The organism is Roseibium sp., from assembly GCF_051016195.1.
Taxonomy (GTDB): Bacteria; Pseudomonadota; Alphaproteobacteria; order Rhizobiales; family Stappiaceae; genus Roseibium.
The window spans coordinates 3,906,969-3,929,352 of the sequence record NZ_CP134616.1 but is presented as its reverse complement, the minus strand read 5'-3'; the positions used below and the strand labels follow the sequence as shown (position 1 = coordinate 3,929,352).

17 protein-coding genes are annotated in these 22,384 nt (G+C 60.6%); 8 read left to right on the top strand and 9 right to left on the bottom strand.

Annotated elements, in window-relative coordinates:
- Positions 1-147 precede the first annotated feature (147 nt).
- Together RDA78_RS17895 and RDA78_RS17890 are read right to left on the bottom strand one after the other, a co-directional pair.
- On the bottom strand, positions 148-3,342 hold the full coding sequence (locus tag RDA78_RS17895) for a calcium-binding protein (RefSeq protein WP_434051173.1): 3,195 nt from the start codon (positions 3,340-3,342) through the stop codon (positions 148-150).
- 37 nt (positions 3,343-3,379) lie between these two features.
- Positions 3,380-3,850 (bottom strand): toxin-activating lysine-acyltransferase, encoded by a 471-nt coding sequence (locus RDA78_RS17890; RefSeq protein ID WP_434051172.1) that lies wholly within the window; start codon positions 3,848-3,850, stop codon positions 3,380-3,382.
- A 271-nt stretch (positions 3,851-4,121) separates the two neighbouring features.
- On the opposite strand from RDA78_RS17890, the gene RDA78_RS17885 reads away from it, so the two are divergent.
- Positions 4,122-5,507 (top strand): DUF3179 domain-containing (seleno)protein, encoded by a 1,386-nt coding sequence (locus RDA78_RS17885; RefSeq protein ID WP_434051171.1) that lies wholly within the window; start codon positions 4,122-4,124, stop codon positions 5,505-5,507.
- 33 nt (positions 5,508-5,540) lie between these two features.
- Here the strand turns inward: RDA78_RS17885 and RDA78_RS17880 are convergent, their stop codons facing one another.
- Positions 5,541-6,485: a helix-turn-helix domain-containing protein gene (locus tag RDA78_RS17880; RefSeq protein ID WP_434051170.1), complete on the bottom strand. Its 945-nt coding sequence runs from the start codon at positions 6,483-6,485 to the stop codon at positions 5,541-5,543.
- A 429-nt stretch (positions 6,486-6,914) separates the two neighbouring features.
- Here RDA78_RS17880 and RDA78_RS17875 point away from each other — a divergent pair, with 429 nt between their 5' ends.
- Positions 6,915-7,934, top strand: coding sequence for a carbon-nitrogen hydrolase family protein (locus RDA78_RS17875; RefSeq protein ID WP_434051169.1), 1,020 nt, complete (start codon positions 6,915-6,917; stop codon positions 7,932-7,934).
- 56 nt (positions 7,935-7,990) lie between these two features.
- On the top strand, positions 7,991-8,656 hold the full coding sequence (locus RDA78_RS17870; protein ID WP_434051168.1) for a pyridoxamine 5'-phosphate oxidase family protein: 666 nt from the start codon (positions 7,991-7,993) through the stop codon (positions 8,654-8,656).
- Positions 8,657-8,724: 68 nt separating this feature from the next.
- On the opposite strand, the gene RDA78_RS17865 is transcribed toward RDA78_RS17870, so the two are convergent.
- The 6 genes from RDA78_RS17865 to RDA78_RS17840 all read right to left on the bottom strand — a co-directional run bounded on the left by RDA78_RS17865 (position 8,725) and on the right by RDA78_RS17840 (position 14,935).
- Positions 8,725-9,255: a DUF995 domain-containing protein gene (locus RDA78_RS17865; protein WP_434051167.1), complete on the bottom strand. Its 531-nt coding sequence runs from the start codon at positions 9,253-9,255 to the stop codon at positions 8,725-8,727.
- A 40-nt stretch (positions 9,256-9,295) separates the two neighbouring features.
- On the bottom strand, positions 9,296-10,249 hold the full coding sequence (locus RDA78_RS17860) for a glycoside hydrolase family 26 protein (RefSeq protein WP_434051166.1): 954 nt from the start codon (positions 10,247-10,249) through the stop codon (positions 9,296-9,298).
- Between the two features lie 38 nt (positions 10,250-10,287).
- Entirely contained in the window at positions 10,288-12,168 is a 1,881-nt protein-coding gene (locus tag RDA78_RS17855) for a glycosyltransferase family 2 protein (protein ID WP_434051165.1), read from the bottom strand.
- Position 12,169: 1 nt separating this feature from the next.
- Entirely contained in the window at positions 12,170-13,153 is a 984-nt protein-coding gene (gene galE, locus RDA78_RS17850; protein WP_434051164.1) for a UDP-glucose 4-epimerase GalE, read from the bottom strand.
- Positions 13,150-14,199: a UDP-glucuronic acid decarboxylase family protein gene (locus RDA78_RS17845; protein WP_434051163.1), complete on the bottom strand. Its 1,050-nt coding sequence runs from the start codon at positions 14,197-14,199 to the stop codon at positions 13,150-13,152. Before RDA78_RS17845 ends, galE begins: the two co-directional genes overlap by 4 nt.
- 394 nt (positions 14,200-14,593) lie before the next feature.
- A complete protein-coding gene (locus RDA78_RS17840) occupies positions 14,594-14,935 on the bottom strand; it encodes a hypothetical protein (RefSeq protein WP_434051162.1) in 342 nt (113 codons plus the stop codon).
- Positions 14,936-15,229: 294 nt separating this feature from the next.
- Between RDA78_RS17840 and RDA78_RS17835 the strand changes: the two genes are divergently transcribed.
- The 5 genes from RDA78_RS17835 (at position 15,230) to RDA78_RS17815 (ending at position 22,177) form a co-directional block, all read left to right on the top strand.
- The gene (locus tag RDA78_RS17835; protein WP_434051161.1) at positions 15,230-16,312 is read left to right on the top strand and encodes a TIGR03032 family protein; all 1,083 of its coding nucleotides are present in this window, start codon (positions 15,230-15,232) and stop codon (positions 16,310-16,312) included.
- Positions 16,309-17,529: a glycosyltransferase gene (locus RDA78_RS17830; protein ID WP_434051160.1), complete on the top strand. Its 1,221-nt coding sequence runs from the start codon at positions 16,309-16,311 to the stop codon at positions 17,527-17,529. The genes RDA78_RS17835 and RDA78_RS17830 overlap by 4 nt, the downstream gene beginning before the upstream one ends.
- A gap of 117 nt (positions 17,530-17,646) precedes the next feature.
- Positions 17,647-19,416 carry a hypothetical protein gene (locus RDA78_RS17825; RefSeq protein WP_434051159.1) on the top strand — a complete coding sequence of 590 codons (1,770 nt, stop codon included), beginning with the start codon at positions 17,647-17,649 and terminating at the stop codon, positions 19,414-19,416.
- A gap of 218 nt (positions 19,417-19,634) precedes the next feature.
- Positions 19,635-21,128: a YcjX family protein gene (locus RDA78_RS17820; protein ID WP_434051158.1), complete on the top strand. Its 1,494-nt coding sequence runs from the start codon at positions 19,635-19,637 to the stop codon at positions 21,126-21,128.
- Complete coding sequence (locus RDA78_RS17815; protein ID WP_434051157.1) at positions 21,125-22,177, top strand: YcjF family protein; 1,053 nt, start codon at positions 21,125-21,127, stop codon at positions 22,175-22,177. The genes RDA78_RS17820 and RDA78_RS17815 overlap by 4 nt, the downstream gene beginning before the upstream one ends.
- Positions 22,178-22,384 lie beyond the last annotated feature (207 nt).

Below are 22,384 nucleotides of genomic sequence, written 5' to 3'. Positions count from 1 at the left end.
GCAGACTCCGAAGCGAACTTCAGGTTCAGGTGACTAGGTGATGGACTCATAAATGAGGCCGCAATGGTTTGAGGCGGCCAGTCGGCCGCCCCATCAATTGGTAAGTTGCTGTTCACCTGGAGCGGCCTGGTGCCGCAGTCATCCAGCTCAAATGAAATCCGTTTCCGGAATTGCCATGCCGATGGCGCTGGTGCCGTGTCCCTGGGCGGCGGCGAGGTCGGCCGCAGCCGCGTCGCTTTCCGCTGAACCGAAGGCTGACAACGTTTCCGCTGCACCGGCCAGAAGGCCGAGGATATCGCCGGAAGCCAGGGTGTCCGTTCCAACCGACACTTCTTCAACGGCAAAGCTGAAGTCATCCATGGGATCCGTCTCGTTGTAGATCGCTTTCAGATCGAACTGGAAGCTGTCCGCCCCCTGAACAACCTTGAGCCATTCAACCGCGGTCGCTTCTTCATCCATGCCGTGAACCGTCGCCACGGTCTTCTCGTCAAGCTGGATTTCAAGCGCATCATCCGCCTTGACGAAGTTGAAGGCATTTTCGTCCATCGCCTGCAGCGAGAAGCTGCGCAACTCGATGACATCGTTGCCGTCCGGCGTTTGCGAGATGTCGTCCAGAACCGGCAGTTCCACGCCGAAGCTTTCAAGGAACGACTTCACACCGTCAGTCGCGCGTTCGGCAATTGTCGCCTCGCCGTTCGCCCAGATCGTGTACGTGTCGTCACCAGCCTCGCCGGAAAGGAAGCCCTCGCCTGCCAGCACATCGGCACCGACACCGCCCATGACAACGTTCGCCTTGACTTCATAAGCACCCAGACCGGTTGCAAGATCGAAGTCCGGGCTGAAGTCGGTGACCGTATCGATCAGCTTGCCGATTGGTTCGGTGATGCCCTCGATCGCGTTAACAGTCGTTGTCAGCGCAGAGCGGAAGTCCTGGACCCAGGGCACGCCGGTCAGGGCGTCATGAATGACGATCTTGGTGAAATCCATGACATCCATGATGATGTCCGATCCCGAGCCGCCCGCAAAGAAATTTCCGAAGCTGAAGGAGATTTCGGCGAGGTCCTCGATGCCGGCGTCCTCTCTGTCCATGGCGAGAATGTCTGCCATTTCGCCGAGACCGTTTGCCGTCAGCACGAGATCGTCGCCGTCTCCGCCCATGACGAGTGAGTTGGCATCTGCGAGGCTCAGCAGAACATCGTTGTCCGCGCCGCCGTGAGCAATGGCACCGGGTCCTTCGGCGACCATCAGGTCCGCGCCTTCACCTCCGAGTTGCGCCGTCACGACAATCTCTGACGGCAAGGCGCCGGTCACGAGACCGCCCTTGCGGTTGCCGTCGCTGTCCGTGTCGGTGTTGAGCGAAACGGACGCGGCCGCGTCTTCTCCGAGGGAAAGTCCGAGCATCACGTCCGTACCCGCACCGCCATACTGGAACGAGGCTGCGGCCTTGTACTGGGGCGCGACGACCTTTGCCGCGGCGACCATCACGTCGGAACCCTCGCCGCCGAACTGGGCAACGCCCTGGCCACCGCCGATCAGGATGTCATTTCCTGCATCGGCATATTGCGCGACGCCGATACCACCGCCAACCATGACATCGTTGCCCTGGCCCATAACCTGGGTGGTCATGCCACCGGCACCGAAAGCATAGTCCTTTCCGGATCCGCCGAACTGGAGGTTGTTGGTGCCACCGCCGACCATGACGTTGGTGCCGCCGCCCTCGGTTTCGAAGTGTTCATCGAAGTTCTCGATGACCTCGGCGAACTTGCCGTCATCGAAGCCGAGATCCGACGGGATTGCACTCCACAGGTGATCGCCGAACTGGATGTTGTTGGCACCGCCCGCCATCAGGAAGTCATCGTCGGAACCGCCGATCTGGATATTGGCACCGCCGACTGCAAAGAGCTTGTCCTTGCCGCTGCCGCCGTGCTGAAGGTTGATGCCAGCAACACCGACCAGCACATCCTCGCCGTCACCGCCGAACTGGCCGACATTGACACCGAGACCGTAAAGCTGGTCATTGCCGGCGTCACCGAACTGGAGATTGCCGTTGCCGGCAGCCGCAAGCAGGTCTTCACCATCGCCGCCGAACTGAATGTTGGCAACGCCCAGCGCCTTCATCTTGTCGTCGCCAGTACCGCCAAACATGGTGTTGACACCGCCAAGCGCGAGCATTTCGTCATTACCGGCATCGCCGTGCACGACATTGACGCCACCGATCGCTTCGATTGTGTCGTCACCAGCACCGCCGTTCAGGACGTTGACGCCACCGGCGGCCTTGATGGTGTCGTTGCCGTTGCCGCCGAATGCGGTCGTGGCACCGGCCTTCGCCTCGATGAAATCATCGCCGTTGTCGCCGTGAATGACGTTGTTGACGCCATAGCCGAACATCTGATCGTTGCCGTCGCCGCCGCGCATGACGTTGGACGCACCGTGACCTTCCATGCGGTCCGCACCATCGTTGCCATTCATGACATTCGAGGCACCGTAGCCGGTCATGTCATCATTGCCGGTGCCGCCATGCATGACATTGGACGCACCATGGCCCTCCATCGTGTCATCGCCGCTGTCACCGTACATCACGTTGGACAGGCCGCGGCCTTCCATGTGGTCGTTACCGGAGCCGCCGCGCATGACATTGGACGCGCCATAGCCGAACAATTTGTCGTTGCCGCTGTCCCCGTTCATGACGTTCGAGGCACCGTAGCCCTTCAGCGTGTCATGATCGTCGCCGCCATACATGACGTTGGAGGCACCGCGGCCTTCCAGCGTATCGTTGCCATCCTCGCCGCGCATGACGTTCGAGGCGCCGTAACCCTTCAGCGTATCACTGCCGGTGCCGCCATACATGGTGTTGGACGCACCATAGCCATACAGGCTGTCGTTGCCGGAGCCGCCCTTCATCTTGTTGGTGACGCCGTAACCGTAAAGCTTATCGCTGTAGCTGCCGCCGTCCATGTCGTTGTAGGCACCATACCCCTTAAGCGTGTCGTAACCGCTGTCACCACGCATGACATTCTTTGCGCCATAACCGTAGATCGTGTCGTTGCCGGTACCGCCGCGCATCTCGTTGTAAGCGCCATAGCCGTAGAGTTTATCGGAGCCGCTGTCGCCCCATAGGTAGTTCTTGGCACCGTAGGCCTTGACGACATCATTGCCGGAACCACCGCGAAGGTAATTGAGTGGAGCCCAGCCTCCGACGAAATCATTGCCGGATCCGCCGCGCAGATCGTTCTTGATCGCGGAATAGCCATAGAGCTTGTCGTTGCCTGATCCGCCGTCCTTGTTGCCGTAAAGGCCGTAGAGTTTGTAGGTCTGGTGAATGCTTTTGGATGAAGAGCCCATAATGAAAGGTCCTTTGTTAAATCGGGAAAAAGGGGAACTACGCCGCGAAAGCGCGGGCTTTTACGGGACGGCCGTTCTGGTCGCGGCCCGGGTGCTGGACAATGCGCAGGACATGTCCATTTCCATCGCGGCGAACCGACCGCAGGGCGCGGTCCGGGAAGACGGTCCGCTTGAGATCACGTGCGGTCTGAAAACCGTCGCCGAAGGGTGCGATGAAATCGATGACGACCGGATTGGACCCGTTGTTCCACTGGTCCGGATCCGGAAGATGGTCCTGGTGAAGAACGGCCTTTTCCGTCGCCTCGTCGAGCCAGGCCCAGGTCGCGAGAGCAACCGGCAGTCCGCCGCGCCGCCAGATGCGCAGCTGGCCGAGCATCAGGGGCGGCAGGATTAGGGCGCCGACCTCCAAGATGCTCCGGTCCTTGTGCAAAGGGCTTTCGGCCATGAGCACATGCGCCTCGCCGAGCATGGCGAAGGTTGTCTGTTTGTCGATTTCAATGCCGGTCATCTTGCAGCTCCTGACAGCGTTTGTGTTGTCAGAAAGCTAGGTTCGGCCCGGTTTGATCGTTATGGGGTCAATCCCCCAATCGGCATCTGACCGGCATCCCGTGCGCAGCAGCACACGGGTTCTCGCAACGCTTCACCTATTGCTGATGCATCGTGATTGGCCTTCAAACCCGCCGGACGCTCTTTATTGAGTGGCCAGTGTGCCCGCCTGTCCGCCGTGATGAACGCGCCGGGTCGGCGCACCGAATGTTCGTCAGGTGAAAGGTGCTTTCATGGTTCCGGCAATTGCAACTCAAACCCGCGTCGCCCTGGCGGCGTCATTCATGGCTGTGTGCCTGTCATGGTCCGGCGTTTCGCATGCCGAAGAAACGTCGGCTTTGCCCGCCTACGTGATCGACCAATATGGTGAGCCACCCGAAATTCCGGACGGACCATTATCCGACAGTCTGAAAGCTGCGGTCGACGCAGCTTTTGTCGACAGCATCACGCAGTCGGCCTGGGGCAGAGACCAGACACTTGCCCTCACCGAAGTCGCGGACTCCAAGGATCCCCGCCTCGTCTGGATCATCAGCGACCTGATGCGCTTCACCGCAGGCTCCCAACTGAGCACCGCGCTCACCGAGGCGGCTTCGAAGCTGCTGCAGAAGGAGATCCCGGTCGACAACAACTGGGGTGTGATTACAGATCACCTCATCGCCTGGGACATACCTGCACCGCCTGATTATCTTGCAGTCAAGCGCGGCATCTTCACGACCATCGTGCCCGGCTGGGACAGGATATTCGTGGAAGGCGACATCGACTGGCGTCATGTGTCCTGGGGCGGCGTCCTGATTGACAACCGTGCCTATAACACGACCGACGAGATTTGCAACTGCATACCGGCCGCCGACAACCCCGAGGTCAGCAGCGCTGAAGAGGCCACCTGGTTGAAAGACGATGACATCGTCTTTGGTGTTGGCGTTAACGGCGAGTACCGCGCCTATCCGCGGCGCATCATGGAAGTCCGCGAAATGGTCAATGACACCCTTGGCGGACGGGATCTCGGCATTCCCTACTGCACACTTTGCGGTGCCGCACAGGCCTATTTCACCGACCAGTTGCCGGGCGGCATCGAGCGCCCCATCCTGCGAACATCTGGTCTGCTGATCCGCTCCAACAAGGTCATGTATGACGTGAACACCTATTCGGTTTTCGACACCTTCCTTGGGAAAGCCGTCACCGGTCCGCTTCACGAGAAAGACGTCCAGCTCGAACAGGCGGGCGTCGTGACAACGGACTGGGGAACCTGGAAGAAGGCGCATCCGGAAACAACCGTGCTGGTGGAGAAACTGGCACTCGGACGGGATTTCGACTTCCGCAACGGCCGTGATGCAAATGGTCCGATTTTCCCCGTTGGTGACGTCGATCCGCGCCTCCCCGTTCACGAGGACATCATCGGCATTGTCACCGCATCGGGTAAACCGGTGGCCTTCCAGCGGAGCAAGGCTATGGCCGCCTTGCAGAAAGGCGACGAGATCGCGTTCGAAAATGTCCGCCTTGAACTCGACGCCGGTGGAATCCGTGCCGTCGATGCGGACGGTTCGGATCTCGGCAGCCATCAGGCCTTCTGGTTCGCCTGGTCCCAGTTCCACCCGGGAACCGAACTCTGGCCGGGCTGAGATACGCACGCGCCGAAGCCGCCGCGCCCGGCATCAGCCGTTGGCGCGGTAGTCTCTCGGGGATCTGCCGAAGCGTTCCTTGAACATCCGCGTGAGGCTCTGCTGGTTTGTTATGCCCCAGCGATAGGCGATCTCTCCGATCGAGTGACGTGCGTAGCGGAGGTCCTTCAGATCCGCCGCGATGCGATCGAGACGCAGCGTCCTGATTTCCGAGGAGATCGCTCGGCCATCGCTGCGATAGAGCTCCGAAAGGCGGCGCAATGACAGTCCCAGCGCGGCCGCGAGGGCATGACGATCGAAATCGGGGTCTCCCAGGCTGGCGCGTATCTCCGCATCAGCGCGCAGCAGGATCTGTTGTTCCGGCCTGCTGAGTTCGAACCGCGTTTCCCTGAGCGACGCGAGGCCGGTCACGAAGAGATCGACGACCGTATCCTGCAGGGAATGCTGAACCTGTGCTGGCGACTGGTCGATCGCGCTGACGAGACGCACGGCACTGTCGTGAATGATGCGCCCCATCACGCTGCTGCCGGAAACGGATATGCCGGTCATGAGATCGGCATCGGGCATACGGCTCAGAAGCATGTCACGCGGTATCTGCACGACAAGCTGGCGGAACCCGTCCGGCAGTTCGAGATTGTAACGGTCGACGCTGCTGTAGAGCGCGAAATCGCCTGGCGTCAGGCGTGCCTGACGTCCATCCTGCAGCACACCGCCTTCCTTCTCTATTTGCAGGCTGATCAGGAAACTCTCTTCCCCGGCCAGAGCGATATCCCGGCGCCTGCGCCGAACCGACTGCTGACTGCCCGAAACGAAAGAGGCCGAAAGCCGGGACAACCGGTTGAGCAGGATCTCGCCGTGAAAGCCGTCCGGACGGTCGCACTGGCAGTCGAGGTGGACATAGGCGTCACAGACCGCTTCACGCCAATAGGCAAAGCTTTCGGTCTGCCGGACGCTTTCCGTGCTCAGCAATATCGCCATTCACCGCCACCTCCTTCATGAACAGACCTGGGGTCAGAACCCATAAATCTGGTTGAATTGGCGCAGCAAACGGCGATGAACTGCAAGGAAAAGCGCGACAAGCGGGCTACCTGCCCGGTTGAGCGGTTTGACGGTGCGGTTCGAAGCCGTTTTTGCGTCCTGTAGGGATAGGGTGAATTTGCCCGGCAACGTCATTGCAAATCTTTGGAAACCGGACGGTTTCCCGCAGATTTGCGCCTCGTATCCGAACAAATTATCCCTACCAATTCATCCAAATTAATGAGTTCTGACCCTAGCACAACGCGCCCGTATTGCGAAGTTTCCGCGCCTTTCCGCCCAGATTGCGCGCTTTTTCCGCCTGGAATGCGAAGTCGGAAATCGTCCGATGTGACACGCTGATCGCAAGCGTCACATCGTGGAGGACAAATCATGACTGCTCCCTTCAAGGCGGCCGCCGTGCAGGCCGCACCCGTATTCCTGGATCTGGATGCCAGCGTCGATAAGGCCATCGGCCTGATCGAGGAGGCTGCGTCCAAGGGCGTCAAGCTGATCGCCTTTCCGGAAACCTATCTGCCGGGCTACCCCTGGTACATCTGGCTTGATGCAACGGCCATGTACATGCCGCTCGTTCCCCGCTACGCCGCGAACTCCATCAGGGAAGGCAGTGAACAGGACAAGCGACTGGCGCAGGCAGCCAGGGACAACGGCATGCATGTCGTCATGGGGCTTTCCTGGAACGTCAACGGAACCCTTTACATGGGCCAGTGGCACTACGGGCCGGATGGCGAGGTCATCTCCCGGCGCCGCAAGCTGAAACCGACGCACGTGGAACGCACCGTCTTCGGCGAAGGCGACGGGAGCGACATGTCCGTTCATGAGACGGAGCTCGGCCGGATCGGCGCTCTGTGCTGCTGGGAACACATTCAGCCGCTGAACAAATACGCCATGTTCTCGCAGAACGAACAGATCCACGTTGCCGCCTGGCCGAGCTTTTCGCTCTATGAAGGCGGCGCCTATGCGCTCGGGCCGGAAGTGAACGAGGCCGCCAGCCGGATCTACGCCGTCGAAGGTCAATGCTTCGTTCTGGCAGCCTGTGCCACCGTTTCGCAGGAGATGTCCGAGTTCCTTTGCGACACGCCGGTGAAACAGCAATTGCTGAAGCCTGGTGGCGGCCACGCCCGCATCTTCGGCCCGGACGGCGCACCCCTTGGAACCAATCTCGCACCCGACGAGGAAGGACTGGTGATTGCCGACATTGATCTCAACATGATTGCCATCGGCAAGGCCGCCGCCGACCCGTGCGGCCACTACTCCCGGCCCGATGTCTTCCGGCTGATGTTCAACAAGAAACCCAGCCCGCCGGTGATGAGCTTCGATAACGAAGCCGCCCGCTATGTCGAGCAGGACGAGGCGGACGCCCCGGCCGTTGTGGCGAATGCCGCTGAATGAGACACCTTCCGGGGCGCCAGGCAAGCGCTGCGCCCCGGCCAAACCGGGAGGCATAAATGCCGACAGCCGATGAATTCTACACAAGCGCGCAGCGTGACCTTCAGGCCAGGTTTGGGACCGCCAAACTGGCGGATACCGTCGTTGCCGCCATTGTCCGCGACGAAATCGAAGACCCTCACGTACCGTTTATCGAAAGCCGCGACTTCTTCTTCCTGTCGACGGTCAGCGCGGATGGGGAACCGACTGTCAGTTACAAGGGCGGTCCCGTCGGGATCGTGAAGGTCCTGGGCCCGCGCACCCTCGTGTTTCCAAGCTATGACGGCAATGGCATGTTCAAGTCCATGGGCAACATCAAGGCCGCTGCCAAGGTGGGCCTTCTGTTCATCGACATGGAAACGCCCAATCGTATCCGCGTTCAGGGCAATGCGCGTCTCAGCGAAGACGACCCGGAACTTGCCCGCTATCCCGGCGCGAACATGCTGGTCCGCGTCGACGTGACTTCGTGCTTTCTGAATTGCGCCCGCTACATTCACAAGCACAGGCGCGTTTCGGCAAGCCCCTACGTGCCAGACGACAAGGGCGAGCAGCCGCACCCGTCCTGGAAACGTATCGACATGGTGCAGGATTCCCTGCCCCAGGACGCCAGGGCCAGAACCGTTTCCGAGGGCGGGACCATCACGATGGACGACTATGCCGAGAAACTGATGGCCGGCGAATCCTGAACCTTGGAAACAGCCGAGACAAGCGAACCGTGCCGCCCGGATTGACGGCACGGTTCGTGCGGTCCCCCTCAGGCAGCCTTGTCGAGTTGCGACTTGATCCGGTCCATTCTCCGGCTGACATAGTCGCCTTTCTTCAACTTGCGGATCTCGTTGCTGCGCAGCGCCGGTGTCGACTGGAACGCGTACCAGTCTCCTTCTCCAACCTTCTTCTGGTATATGGTGTTGCCGTCCTTGCGGTGAGCAAAGCAGGTTACGGCGGGTGCGGACCCGTCCGCCGCAACCCAGGTGGCATTGAAGCACAGGGTCCCATTCGCCTTGATGAACCAGTTTCCCTCGCCGTAGGACGCGTTCCGGCCACGTCCCGAGTAGGCCGAGAAGGCACGCTTGCTGTTGGCAAAATAGCCGGCACCGTCGTTCCAGATCCATGACCTGTTGGCATAGAGCCCGAAGACCTCGTCGACCGACATCGGGCTTGCGGCTTGCGCGGCGGCGTTCACCTGTTGCTGCGTCGCTGCCTCTGCCCGGTCGGACGTTCCGATCGCAAGACCGCCTCCAGCGATCGAGGCTGCGATCGCCAATGCTGTGAATTTCTGTTTCATTTCATGGCTCCTCTTTGTCAGGTTTCAGGTCCCGTCGCTCTCAGGAGTTGGCGGGCAGGATCTGTTCCGTGATCCGCCAGTCCGGCAGACCGTAACCGTCCGGCCAGGGCCAGACTTCCTTGTCGTTGAAATAGATAACGGTCGTGAGCTCCGGGAATTCATTGCCGACGGCAGTCACTTCCTCGGCCCAGTCGGTCACGTAGGCGCGGTCGCCGACATAGCCGAGTTCGGCCACGTAAACCGGTTTGCCAAACCCGACAACGCGGTCATAGGCCGGGCGCAGGGTTTCGGAAAAAGACCGGTTGCCGCCGAACTTGTCCTTGTCCCACTGCTGCAGGCCGAAGATCGAGAGACCAACGACATCGGCATAGTCATCGCCCGGATAATAGGCCTGAAGACCTTGCTCACCCTTGGGAGACCACATGAAACGCGCGTCCGGAGCGCTGTCGCGGCAGACATCGACGACGTGCCGGTAGGCATCGATATAGGCCTCCGGTTCCCATCCCGACCATGTGAAGCGTCCGGAAGTGCTTTCCATTTCCTGCGCCCACCGGATCATCACGGGGCTTTCCATGGAGCCTGCGACCGTGCAGATCGCGGAGATATTCGGATCATAGTCACCCGCAGCGATCCCTGCGCGCAGTTCGTCGGGAGAGACATCCCAGTTCTCGCCCCAGGTCCAGGGTTCCACGGTCAGGAGCACGGACCGGCCACGCTCCTTCGCGTATTGATCGGCGAGCAAAAGGCTCTCCAGCTCAACGTCTTCCCAGGGCAGGAAGAGATGCTCGACCGAGACACCGCTTCTGTCGGTGAAGAAGCCCGGCGGATCATAGGCGCCAAAGGCGATGTCCGCACTCGGTTGCGGAACGACGACGCCCGCATCGGTGTTGCCGTTGGCAACCTGTGCCACGGCCATCATCGAGGCCGCACCCACGACTGTCGCGAGAATGCCGGTCCGGATCGATAGATTGGGTAAGCTTGCTCTGTGTTTCATTTCTAGCTCCAGATCGTTGTGTGGCTTCGTGCGGCGCGTTAGGTCGGGCGTGCGGTCTCGGCTGCCGCCTCGGCCTGCTGGTTGAAAGACGGATGCGACGGGGTCACGAGATGCGGCCGAATTCGGACGGTCCGAAGACCTGCGCTTCCCATGCCGGCACCGGCAACCGAATAGGTGGAACGGGTCAGCTTGACCGGTTCGGCGCCGATCTCGAGGGCTTCCAGGCCGACCGGCCCCCTGAGACCAAGCGCGGTCGCTGGCAGGATTGCCAGGACTGCAACGCAAGCACCTTGCGCGTAGGGGCGCCAGTTGAACGCAGCGGCGGGACTGCGGTTCTCCCGCGCGTGCTGGAATACGATAACCGCCAGCAGGGAAACGTAGATCACCGCATTCAGGGTCGCAAAGAGGTAGAACCCCCGTGCTTCGCCGACATCGGCGAATGCCAGCACGGGCACCACGGACACCAGCGCAAGCACGGCGTAGGGCAAGAGCACGCGCACCGGCAGTTGCTCGGCTGCATCCGTGCCCTTGGGTGTGACCCGGAAGTCGACGAACGAACCGGTCAGCCAGTCCCGGAAGGCCGCAAGGCATCCCAGCATCGCCCATGGCCAGCGCGCGGCCTGGAACAACAGCGCTTCCCAGCTGAGCACTTTGGCGTTGTAGGGCCGGCACCAGCCGTCGCGTTTCCACCACAAGGCCATCACGACCAGAACAGCGGAAATTGGCAGGAAGTGCAGCAGGAACTGGGGATAGGTGACGTTTGCGAACGGCACACCCGCAACAAGGGCGACAACCGGCAGCGCGAACATCGTGGTCATGAATACCGCGAACAGCGGATACCAGATCTGCGCGAACAGAAACTGGAACTTCAACCGCGGCGGCAGTTTGCCGGCATAGTGCGGCATGTATTGCAGAAGGATCGTGACCAGGCTTCTGGACCACTGGAATTCCTGCGTCACCAGATCGGTGAAGGTGTTGGGACCATCGCCATGTGCAATTGCATCGATGGCGTGAACCCCGCGCCAGCCACCGGCGTTCATCAGAAGTGTTGTCGAATGATCTTCAGCCAGGTCGGGGCCGAGCCCGCCAACGTCCTTCAGCGCCGCCGTGCGCACCGCGTAATGCGAACCGATGCAAAGTGGAGCCCAACCGTTGGAATAGCCCGCCTGCAGAGCGCCATGCAACGTCCCTTCGGCGTAGAGACGGCCGCGCGCCGACCAGCTCCTGGCCGCATTGCTGTCGCAGATACTCGGCGCTGACACGTAGCCGACCTCCGGGTCCGCGAAGGGAGCCATCACCTTTTCAAGGTAGTCCGGCTCCGGCACGTGATCGGCATCCAGCTGGCTGACGAAGTCATAGTTTTCATAGCCGTATTGATCGTAGAAGAACGCAAGGTTGCCTTCCTTGCACCGTGTGCGCCGGGGCCAGCTTTGCCGGTGATAGTCGGGCCTGTCCTTGCGCGTGGAGATCCGCACACCGTTTTGTGCGCACCAGGAAATGGTTTCGGCACTGGGGCGTTCATCCGCGAGCCAGGTGTCATGCGTCAGCGTCTGGGCCAGCATGGCCTTCAGCGTTGTCCTGACAACGCAGAACGGCTCCGACGGCGCCTTGGTGACAACCATTGCAACGCGCGCACCTTTCGGCAGGCCGTGTTTGGGGTTCGGCACCTTTGCCGGAATGAACATGGCCAGGAAGTAAAGTGGCAGAAGCGTGATCCAGCCCAGGATAACGGACACGGCCACATAGCGGACGGTGCCTGCGTTGTGGACGGGGTCCAGCCACCAGCTCCAGAAGAACACGATCGCGGCAATCCAGAGGCCGACACCGGCAAGATAGCGCAGTTTCTGCGCGCGCGAGAGCATCGGCACCAGGAAGGGTGCCGCTGTTTCGTCCGCAGATGTCTTCGGGCTGGTCTGCATGTCACCGTGTCTCCAGACCGAAGAAGGGAGCCGCCGTGCGCACGATCGTGTCGATGTCCGAAAAGCGTGCCTTGAAGCCGATTTCCGACTGTGCCCTTTGAGGATTTGCATAAAGAACGGGAGGATCACCCGGACGTTTGTCCTGCAGGTTGACCGGAACGGATTTCGCCGTGATGCGCTCCACGCTGTTGATGATGTCGCGCACGGACAGGCAGTTTCCGGACCCGATATTGTAGGCCGCGCTCTCCCCGCCCGTATCAAGACGGCGGTACGCAAGAACATGCGCCTCGGCGAGATCCTGGACATGGACATAGTCGCGAAGACACGTTCCGTCTTCGGTCTCGTAGCTGTCGCCGTAGACGTCGAGATGCGACAACCGGCCGGCCGCTGCCATCATCGCGCGCGGGATCAGGTGCGTTTCCGGGTCGTGCCACTCGCCCAGTTCGCCTTCCGGATCTGCGCCGCACGCGTTGAAGTAGCGCAGGATGACATAGTTCAGACCATAGGCCTGCGCATAATCCCGGATCATGTGCTCGGCCATGAGCTTTGTCTTACCGTAAGGATTGATCGGTTGCTGTTCGCTGTCTTCGCGGATCGGCAGCTGGCGCGGAATGCCATAGGTTGCGCAACTGCTGGAAAAGATCAGCCGGTCCACTCCTGCCGACGTGCAGGCATCCAGAACGGACTGTGTTCCGCGAACGTTGTTGTCGTAGTAGGCCGCCGGATCAACGACAGACTCGCCGACATAGGCCGAGGCTGCAAAATGTATGACCGCCTCGATTTCAAATACTTTGAGCGTGTTTTCAAGAAGCGTCGTATCGCGGATATCACCCTCAACGAATGGTCCCCAGCGGACGGACGAGAGGTTTCCCGTGCTCAGATTGTCGAATGTGACGGGTTCCCAGCCGCTTGACGCCAGCAGCTTGCACGTATGGCTGCCGATGTAACCGGCGCCGCCCGTGACCAGAATGCGCCTGCGCATCATTCTGCCGCCTCTGCAACGCGGAGCCCATCACGGCTGCGCAGCAGATCATCAAAGTGGGAAATCGTCAGATCCAGTCCCTGGTCGAGACTGACTTCCGGCGTCCATCCGAGAGACTGCCTCGCCTCGCTGATGTCCGGCTTTCTTTGCTGCGGATCGTCGACGGGCTTTTCGAGGAAGACAAGCTTCGACCGGGAACCGGTCTTGGCAATGACCTTTTCGGCCAGTTCAAGAACCGTGAACTCGCCGGGATTTCCGAGATTGATCGGGCCAAGTGCGTTTTCAGGCGTCTGCATGTGACGGCGGAACCCTTCGATCAGGTCATCGACGTAACAGAAGGAACGGGTCTGCCGGCCGCTGCCGTAGATCGTGATGTCCTCGCCGCGCAGCGCCTGGATGATGAAGTTCGAAACGACGCGGCCGTCGTCCGGACGCATGTTCGGGCCATAAGTGTTGAAAATGCGGACAACCTTGATCGGCACCGACCGGGTCCTGGCATAGTCGAAGAACAGCGTTTCCGCCGCGCGTTTGCCCTCATCGTAGCAGGCGCGCGGTCCTGTCGGGTTGACATTGCCGCTGTAGCTCTCCGGTTGCGGATGCACCAGCGGATCACCGTAAACCTCGGATGTCGATGCCTGGAAGGCCGTCGCTCCCGTCCGTTCGGCAAGATCAAGAACGTTGAGTGCGCCCATCACGTTGGTTTTCATCGTCCGCACGGGATCGCGCTGGTAGTGCGGCGGCGATGCCGGGCAGGCAAGATTGTAGATCTCGTCAAGACCTTCGTTGATCCTTGCAAGAGGGGTTTCGATGTCCTGAACGATCAGGCTGAAATTCTGATAGTCGGTCAGATCCGCGACATTCTCGAATTGACCCGTGGAGAAGTTGTCGAGGCAGATGACCCTGTAGCCCTCACCGAGCAGACGTCTGCACAGATGCGACCCCAGAAAACCGGCACCGCCGGTCACAAGGGCGGTCTTCACCGGCCTGAAGCGGGCCGCTTGGATCTTTTGCCGCTGGTCGTTTCCAGTCGTCGCGCCGTCCGTATTCATTGCATTCCTCCGAAATCGGCAGCGGCCGGCCATTCGGCAAGCCGCGAGGGATTCCCGGCCGGTCCTTTCGGGAACGGTTCGGGAGCCATTTGCCAAAGCGTCACTCCGGTCGGGAGTTTCCTTCGAGCTTCGAATTTTCGCAGGTGTGATCCGCCCTCTGCCATTCGGGCTCAGGTGTCACCAGGCAGATACAAAACGTCCGCGTTCACAGCGAATGATTGTATCCGGCCAGCTTCACATCCTAGCACTGCAAGAGGTGGAGGCCATCGGTATGCAGTTCAACAAAAAGATCGCGAGATTAAATATTCTTAATCCGGCAGAAAGATTGAAGTAATCGTAAGAAAAAGCTCAAAAAATCAAATAATTCTGGAAAAGATGAATTGTTTCTGCGGCATCAGCTCTGGTCGGCACGCGCACGGCATCTGGATTTCTGACCGAACCCACTGGCGGTGCAGATCCACGCCGCATCACCGTGATCGGCCGACACGGCAGATCTGACCTTGTCCGCGGCAGAACGCGCGGTCGCGACAGCGACCGGAAGAAAGGCGGACTTGGACGGGACCGCCGATACCCGCGCTGCCGGCGCCGACCGTGTCGAGCTGTCCGCGGCCACCGATATGCTTTCCGGAATGCTTGTGAAATTGCACGAGGAGACGATCACGGCGGCAACCAGAAGAGGAACAGCATGCACGGGAAGCGATCGCCTGTAATTTGAGCTTCTTACCGGAACTGCCATGTGTCTCTCCTGCCTTCTTCACGTGCGTGCCAATCGGACTGCATTGCGCTCGATGTTCACCTCTCCCAAGGTCAAACACAAGTTAACAGTCAACCGGGACACGCTTAACAACAGGTAAACACCTGTGTCGCACAGACCTTCCAATGCGGCAGGAAGGCCTTGTCATCCAACCAGGTTTCCGACACCTTGGAGCTGCTTGAAGATACGGATCGTCATTTTCAGAACCACCAAGGATTGCCCCGAAATCAGGCGAAGAGCCTGGAGTAGCCCGAGTATTTCGAGAGGGTGCGCGTCATGCAGAGCGAAACGGGACAGCTGAAGCTGGAAGCCTCGCCCGGCTTGTCTTCCTGGCTGGAAAGCCAGAATGTGTCTCTTGCAGTATCCACCTACCAGGCGGCCAAGATCTTCCTGATCGGCAACAATACCGAGACCGGCCGGATATCCGTTTTCGAGCGGACATTCGCCAGAGCCATGGGGCTTGCCGCCTCACCGGCTGCAAACCAGTTGTGGCTGGCATCCCAGTTTCAGTTGTGGCGCTTCGAGGATTTTCTGTCCAGGGAACCGGTCATGAAACCCTACGACGCGATATATGTGCCGATTGAGGGACGCACGGTCGGCGAGGTCGACATTCACGACATTCACCCACGGCCCGGCCAGCCACCCCTTTTTGTCGTGTCCCGGTTCAACTGTATCGCCACGCTGGACGCTGAAAACAGCTTTGCGCCGGTGTGGATGCCAAAGTTCATCGACGCCGTGGTCGCCGAAGACCGCTGTCACCTGAACGGCATGGCCGTGGAAGATGACAAGCCCAGGCTGGTGACCTGTGTGGCCGCGACCAATTCCGGCGGAGAATGGAGAGAACACAGGCGCGGCGGCGGTATCGTCATCGACGTGGAGAGTGGAGAAACGGTCGCCGGTGGATTTTCCATGCCGCACTCCCCCCGCCTGCGTGAGGGCCGCTGTTATCTCATCCAGTCCGGGACCGGTGAGTTCGGGACTGTCGACCTCAAGGACGGGAGCTTCACACCGATCTGCGCATTGCAGGGGTTCGCCAGAGGGCTCGGTTTCGTGGGCGATTACGCGATCATCGGAGTATCGAAACCGAGAGATGAACGCCACTTCGGTGGACTGGCGCTGTCTGACAGGCTCGCGGACGCAAACCTGGATCCGTTGTGCCATGTCGCCATCGTCAACCTGACATCGGGAAACATCGAGCACCGGCTCGTCTTTGACGGCGTTGTCAGCGAACTCTACGACGTTGCGATCCTGCACGGCGTGAGCCGTCCCATGATCCACGGGTTCGTGCAGCCGGATCTGCGTTTTGTCATCCGGCCCGCTCCGTTCGACATTGACACCCACAACGGGCGAAACCGATGACGGCTCGAAAGCGGATCCTGATGTGCTGGGAAGTCGGCGCGAACTACGGACATGCCGCGAAAATCTCACAGCTGCTGCCCTGGTTGCCGCAAGACTGGGAGATCATCGCAGCCGTGCGCGACCCGGTTTCCTTTCGCACCCTGATCACCGATCCGCGCGTCAAGGTGACGGCCGCTCCGTTCGCACCGGATATCAAGGTCTCCAAAAAAGAAGCCGTCGGGCTGAGTTATCCCGATGTCCTGCGCTTTATCGGCTGGCACGACGCCGGCGTCCTCACGGCCTATCTTGAATGCTGGGAGGTTCTGATCCGGGAACTGCGCACAGACATTCTAGTCACCCAGGCGGCGCCAACCGCCCTCCTTGCGGCGCGCGCTCTCGGCATTCCGCGCGTCGTGATCGGCGGCGGTTACGATCTGCCGCCAAGGGCGACGCCCATGCCGCACTTCCTGCATTGGGAGCCGTGCGACCGGGACGAACTGCTGCGCCGCGAGGCCCTGATCGTGTCGAATGCCAGCGCGGCGCTTTCCAGAAGAGGCCACGCGGAGCTGAACAACTTTCGCGACATTTTGGACGCAGATCGCTATCTGCTGGTGACGGTGCCTGAACTCGAACACTATGGCGACCGTGCCGCCATCGAGCCGGACCATACCCCTTACCTTGGACCGATCGCCGGAATCCCGTTCGGCAATGATGCTTCCTGGCGGGCGGACGCTGACTATCGCATTTTCGCCTACCTGCGCCCCGACAATCCCAGATTCGAGACTGCCATCAGGGCGCTGGCTTCGTTGCCTGCGACCACGGACACGATCCTGGCCGCGCCCGCTGCGCCCGCAGCGCTGCCGGAGCGATTGAAGAACACCACGCTGCGTCTCTTCACGGGTCCGGTCAATGTCGAGCCCCTGCTCTCCCGTTGCGATCTCGGCATCAGTCACGCCTCCTCCAACATCGCGACGAATTTCGCCCTGCACGGCGTGCCCCAGATCGGCCTTCCGAACCACACGGAACAAACCATGATGGCGCACGCCTTTTCCAGCAGCAATCTCGGGCTGGGGCTGATCGGCAATTCCAAGCCCGAACAGCTCCTTCATGCCATCGATCTGGTTCGCTCCTCCGAGCAGGTTGCCCAGGCGACAGCCGCCTTCGCACGAAAGTGGCCCCCACAGGAAGCCTGGCGAACCGGTCAACGCGCTGCCGAACAGATTGTTTCCCTCGCTTGAAACGCTGAAGAAACGATCATGTATGTGCTCTGATTGGTGAAATTGACAAAGCATGTTAACGTTACGTCATTCATTAGTGATGTTTTCTTCCCGAATTGATTTCAAGGGGGATTTTTCATGGGACGAGGATTTAGAAAAGCCCATAATTATCAAGATTTTGATGGGTGCGGTTTCTTTTGGAAGTGGTTTTACCGGCGCCTGGAAAAGGAGCTGACCGATGCCGATGTCGAGCTGATTGCGCTCGGTGACATCAACGGCGACGGGATCACCGACTACTCCCTCGCACTATCCAGAAACATCGAATACAGCTTCAAGGGTTTCTTCGGGCGGAGCTATGGCTGGAACCGGGAAATCGAGAAGAACCTGGTTATCCTGAGCGGCGACGACGGGCCGAAGGTGCGTGATCTCGGGCGCACGACCGGCATCAAGGGACCGATCATTGAAACGGTAGCCCTCGGCGACATCAACGGCGACGGCATCGACGATTTCGCCACGCTTGCCGGCGGCGGCGGCTTCTATGGCCTCGGCGGTCCGGACGGCGGCGTTGTCGGTTATTATGGCGACCTCGTCGATGACGTTTACATCACTTTCGGCGGTGGCCGGCAGAAGGCAACCAGCCTGAGCAGCCTCGACGGGATCGACGGCAACGTTATCGGCCTGAAATCCATCGGCGACGTCAACGGAGACGGCATCGACGATCTGGCCGCGAGCGTCGGCTTCTATTACGGCCGTGGCGCGAACGCCAGCTACTACGGCAAGGCAATCGACGACACCTACATCATCTTCGGCGGCAAGTCGCTCGACCCGGTCAGCGTCGGAGCGCTCGGGTTTTCCGGCAACGTTCTGGACGTCAGCGCGCTTGGTGATGTCAACGGAGACGGCTTCGCGGATGTCGCGGCAACCGTTGGAAATTACTACGGTTATTACGGGTATTACGGCCAGGACCCGGACGAGGTTTCCTACTACGGCCAGGTGACGGAAGACGTCGTCATCCTGTTCGGCAACGGCCAGGGCGGGTTCGACGAAAGGCAGAGCCTGAACCGGCTGGCTGATACCGATGGCCAGTTCGTGAGTGCGGAGGCCGTGGGCGACATCAACGGCGACGGAGTTTCCGATTTTGTCGGAGTGGTGGCCAACTACTACGGCTATTACGGTTACTACGGCTCCGATTTCAGGGATGTCTTTTTGTTCCTCGGTGATGACAGTCCGCCGATCAGCCTCGGCGAGCTGACCGGACCGGAGAAAACGGCAATCGATGTCTACGAACTCGGGGACATCAACGGTGACGGCTTCGCCGATGTCGGCGTCGGCATCGCCGGCTACTATGGGAATTACTACGGCAACTACTACGGCAATTATTACGGGCAGCAGGTCGAGGACGTGCTCGTGATCTTCGGCAACCCCCAAGGCGAAACCGAGGTCTCGAACCTCAACGCCTTTGTCGGCACGGACGAAGCCCTCCACGGTGCGACCGCGCTGGGTGATGTCAATGGGGACGGCATTGGAGACTTTACCGTCACATGCGGCTACTACGGCTCGAACATGCCCGGAGAGACATTCCTGGTCTTCGGCGGACCCGACGCCGCGCTGCAGAGCCTGAATCTGAAGGAATTCGGCCTCTCGGATGACGCCTTCGGTGACATCAAGTCCCTTGGAGATACCAACGGAGACGGCTTTGCCGATTTCTCGGTTGCCGGTTACTACGGCTATTATGGCTCCGAAGCGCTCAAGGGCTCCAGCTACGTGGTTTATGGCGGTGAAACGACGCTCGGGATCGCCGATTTCGCCAAGAACGCCCGTCTCGGCAGCCTCGAAGTCACCCAGCGGGTCTCCCTCGACCTCTCCCCGCTCAGCGACACGTTCGGCTTCACCGACGAGATCTTGTAGGGCAAGGTCCGCGTTTCGAATAACCCCATAGGGCCGCCCGACGGAACACAGATGCCCCGTTGGGCCGCCCGATCTTTGTGAGCGGTGCCAATCGCTTGAATTGCGCTTGTTGAAACTCGGGATTGCCGGCGTTTCAAACGTGTCCAGGTTATCCAGCTCCTCCATCCGTATTTGCACTCCTCATGCCGCTCGCCTACATGAACGCCCTGGAGGTGCTTGTGAACACATTGACTTCGCTGACGGAAGAAACGCGGCTGACGCTTGCGAACCTGGCAGATGCCGCCACGGGACTGACGGTGCCGAGCCTCAGGCTGGGCGTGACCGGTCTTGCCCGCTCGGGGAAGACCGTCTTCCTGACGGCGCTGGTGCACAATCTCGTTCACGGCGGCCGCCTGCCGCTGTTCAGTGCCTCGGCCGGGCGCAGGATGACGTCGGCGCGCCTTCAGCCGCAGCCCGACGATGCAGTCCCCCGTTTCGACTACGAGGCCCACGTGAATGCGCTCGTCAACGAGCGGATCTGGCCGGACTCGACCCGGCAGGTTTCCGAACTGCGCCTGACGATCGATTATGAAAGCGCCTCATTTGTCTACCGGAAACTCGGCCCGGGACGGCTCCATGTGGACCTGATCGACTATCCCGGCGAATGGCTGCTCGACCTGCCCTTGCTCGGAAAGGATTTCGCCGCGTTCTCCGCCGAAGCCCTCCGGCGCGCGCGCGCGCAGAACCGGGCGACAATTGCGGACCCGTTCCTCAAGGTGCTGGGCGGGACCGATCCCGACGACAGCGAAAACGAACAGGCCGCGCAGGAACTCGCCGCGCATTTCAAAACGTATCTTGCCGAATGCCGTGCGGACGCCCACGCCCTGTCTATGCTGCCACCCGGACGGTTCCTGATGCCAGGTGACCTCGACGGCTCCCCTGCCCTGACCTTCGCCCCCCTGGATATCACGGCCGATGCGGGCCCCGCGCGGTCCGGCACGCTGCGTGCGATGATGGAGCGCAGGTACGAATCCTACAAGAACCACGTCGTCCGCCCGTTCTTCCGCGAGCATTTCGCCCGGCTTGACCGGCAGATCGTGCTGGTTGACGTGCTGCATGCGCTCAATGCCGGACCACACGCGATTGCTGACCTGGAAATCGCCTTGAGTGAGGTCCTTGGAGCCTTCAGGCCCGGAAGACGCAGCTGGCTTTCCTCCATTCTCGCACGACGCATCGACAGGATCCTGTTCGCGGCGACCAAGGCGGATCATCTTCACAGCGCCGACCACGACCGTCTGGAGGCGATCCTGAAACGGCTTGTCACCCGCGCCGAGGAACGCGCCCGTTTCAGGGGCGCCGAGGTGGACGTTCTTGCCATGGCAGCGGTCCGTGCGACCCGGGAGGCCACCGTGAAACACCGCGGCGAAGAGCTTCCCGCAATCCTGGGAACACCCCTGCCGGGCGAACGCATGAACGGCGAAAGCTATGATGGCAACACCGAAATCGCCATGTTTCCCGGTGACTTGCCGAAGAACCCTGAATCACTTTTTCGCAAAGATGAATCGGTTTCTGAAGCAACCGGACCCAAGATCCGGAAAGGAAAGTCGAACCTGCAGTTCTTGAGGTTCCGGCCACCGAAGCTCGACACCACCGCGGAAGGTCTGACCCTGTCCCTGCCCCATATCCGTCTGGACCGGGCCCTTGAATTCCTGATTGGAGATCGCCTCGCATGAGTGGATCTGAGCCGACAACAACGCGCAAACCCACGGCCTTCCGCCTTGACGACAGCAAGGTGCACCTGTCGGATGACGACCTGAGGGTGCCTGCTGCAGATGAAGCCGTTATCGCCCGGTCGGCGCTCGAGGACGAAGACATCAGGCTGCCGCGCGACGCCAGCACCCCGAAGCCGGGTTTCGGCTTCGGAAAGTGGCTCATGGCCGGTCTCGCCGGCCTGGTGTCACTGGCGATAGGCCTCGCGGTCGACAGCCTGATCCGGGATCTCTTTGCACGGACCGACTGGCTCGGCTGGTTGGGCGTCGGCCTCGCCGCGGTCGCGGCCCTCGGATTGCTGGGTCTCGTGCTGCGCGAACTGGCGGGCCTCATGCGGCTCGGCAAGATCGATGACTTGCGCGAAAACCTGCAGATCGCCGCGGAAGAAGATGACGCGAGGCGCGCATCCGCCGGACTGAAGGACCTGCTCGACCTCTACCGGGACCGTCCGGCAACGGCACAGGGCCGCAAGGCACTCGCAGGACACATGCGCGAAGTGATCGACGGGCGCGATCTCGTAAAGCTTGCCGAGCGGGATCTCCTGTCACCGCTCGACCAGGAAGCCCGCAAGATCGTCATGAACAGCGCCAAACGGGTGTCCGTAATCACGGCGGTCAGCCCACGTGCTCTGGTCGACCTTCTCGTTGTCCTCTTCGAGAACTTGAGGATCATCCGCCGCCTGTCGACCCTTTACGGCGGCAGGCCCGGGACGCTCGGCTTTCTGCGCCTTGCAAAACATGTTCTGGCGCACCTGGCGGTGACAGGCGGCATGGCCGCCGGAGACAGTCTCGCGTCTGAACTCCTCGGGCATGGCCTGGCTGCGCGTCTGTCAGCCCGGCTCGGTGAAGGTGTGATCAACGGTCTCTTGACGGCCCGGATCGGCATCGCTGCCATTTCTGTCTGCCGTCCTGCCCCGTTCATCGACAGCAACGGCCCGAACGTGAAGGACTTCATGGGCGAATTGATTGCCTCGTCTGAAAAGGCCGAGAAGGAAGCCAGCGAGGCAAAATGACGGAACTGTAAGCGAACTGGCGTTCGCGTCTCGACACGATCGCGATCGCTCACTAGGGTACGGCCCCATAAATGAAGCCGATTTGGCGGCAGAAATGGCAAAATCTCGGGAGGAAGCGTGTGCGGAGCGGGCTTTTTGCCCGGTCAAGCGCGGTGACGCTGCGAGGTGCCGCCGTTTTGCCGTCTTTCTGATTTGGCCGTTTTGGCC